This is a genomic window from Actinosynnema sp. NPDC059797, from assembly GCF_042732085.1.
GTDB lineage: Bacteria > Actinomycetota > Actinomycetes > Mycobacteriales > Pseudonocardiaceae > Actinosynnema.
Genome location: NZ_JBHWIE010000726.1, coordinates 1 through 1444, shown reverse-complemented (window position 1 = coordinate 1444; position 1444 = coordinate 1). Strand labels below are relative to the sequence as shown.

Below are 1444 nucleotides of genomic sequence, written 5' to 3'. Positions count from 1 at the left end.
GCCCGGACGTGCGCCACCGCCCACTCCGAAGCCCTGAACCCGCTGTCGCCGTCCCGCGCGACCCGGCGCCCGACCGGCCCCGGGAACGGCTCGCACAGCCGGTCCACCACGTCCTCGCAGGACGGCCCCGGCCGCCTCGGCTCGTCCACCGGGTGCGCCGCCCGCGTCACCCGGTGGCAGCCCGCCGGCAGGCCCTCGTCCGCGCCCAGGCCCTCGTCCGCGCCGCGCGGGTCGAACTCCACCACGTCGATCGACTTCGTCCCCCGGGGGTTCCGACCCGGAACCGCCGCCGTGCGGCGGCCGACCGCGGTCCCGTGTTTCCCGGTCCCACAAAGGAAAAGGGGCCGCAGGCCCGCGCCTACGACCCCGTCGGTGGGTGCCCGCCGGGCGTCACCCGCCGACCGGCCGGAGTTCGCGACCGGAAGCGGTCAGGTGCTCCCAGGTGCGGCCGCGCTGGCTGGGCGGCGCGGAGCCGTCCGCCGTGCAGGTCGGGTACACCAGGCCGAAAGGTACGGGTTGGTAGAACTCGTCTCCGCTGCGGATGTCGATCAGGTCGCCCACGTGTGCCATCACGACCTCCCAGGCAGTGTGGTTGAGGTGCCCATCATCGCGCTCCTCGGTGAACCGGGTGGGGGAGCTTCGGATACCCTTTCGCCAGGGCGGATATGCCTGGTGCGCTGCGACAACAGAGTGAAAACGTCAGCACGCTCGGAGAAAATTCGGCTGCTCCGCGACATGGTCTCCGCCGACCGCCCGCGGCATCCGCGTCCACGGTCGCGCCGAGCAGCCCTTCGAACCCCGCAGGACCGAGCCGCCGCGCCCCGAGCCGCCGCGCCCCGAGCCTCACGCCGCCGGCCGCAGCAGCGTGATCCGGTTCGCGCCCAGCTCCGTCACGTACAGGAACCCGGTGGCCGGGCTCTGCGCGATGTCCAGCGGCTGGTTGAACCCGGTCAGGCCGGTGGCGCCGGTGGTCCGGCCGGACAGCGCGCCGTTCGCGGCCACGTCGAAGTACTGGACGTCCTGACCGGACGAGTAGCGCACCACCAGCAGCCTGCCGTCCAGCCGGCCGCCGAACGCGCCGCCCCGGTACTCGACGGCGCCGTTCGCCGAGGCGTGCAGCCCCGCGTCGTAGGTGCCGGCCAGGTCGAAGTTGCGGTCCGGCGGCGTGCCCACCGGGTAGGCGTCGGTCTGGAACGGGTCCGCCGCCGACGTCGGGTTGCCGCCCGCCAGCACCCACTCGCAGCGCACCGGGGCCGGGTGGCCGTAGTACTTCCCGGGCTTCACGTCGAACACGTAGTCGGTCTCGGCGCGCGGGTTGCCCGTCACCGCGGGCACCGGTGGTCCGGTGTAGGGCCCGTCCGGGCGCGAGGCGCACGACGCGGGCAGCGGCGACGGCGTGGCGGGCGCGTTGCCGCCGGCCGCCGATCCGTTCGTCGGCGCGTAC

Annotated in this window: 2 protein-coding genes and 1 pseudogene; all 3 read right to left on the bottom strand. The window is 74.6% G+C overall.

The window, feature by feature from the left end; genetic code table 11:
- Nucleotides 1-245, bottom strand: a 245-nt coding sequence (locus tag ACFV4N_RS43705; protein ID WP_499678595.1) for a hypothetical protein, incomplete at its 3' end; no start/stop codon positions are given.
- Between the two features lie 145 nt (nt 246-390).
- Nucleotides 391-570: a hypothetical protein gene (locus tag ACFV4N_RS43700; RefSeq protein ID WP_499678594.1), complete on the bottom strand. Its 180-nt coding sequence runs from the start codon at nt 568-570 to the stop codon at nt 391-393.
- A 273-nt stretch (nt 571-843) separates the two neighbouring features.
- Nucleotides 844-1444: pseudogene (locus ACFV4N_RS43695) on the bottom strand (Ig-like domain-containing protein); the annotation flags it as partial.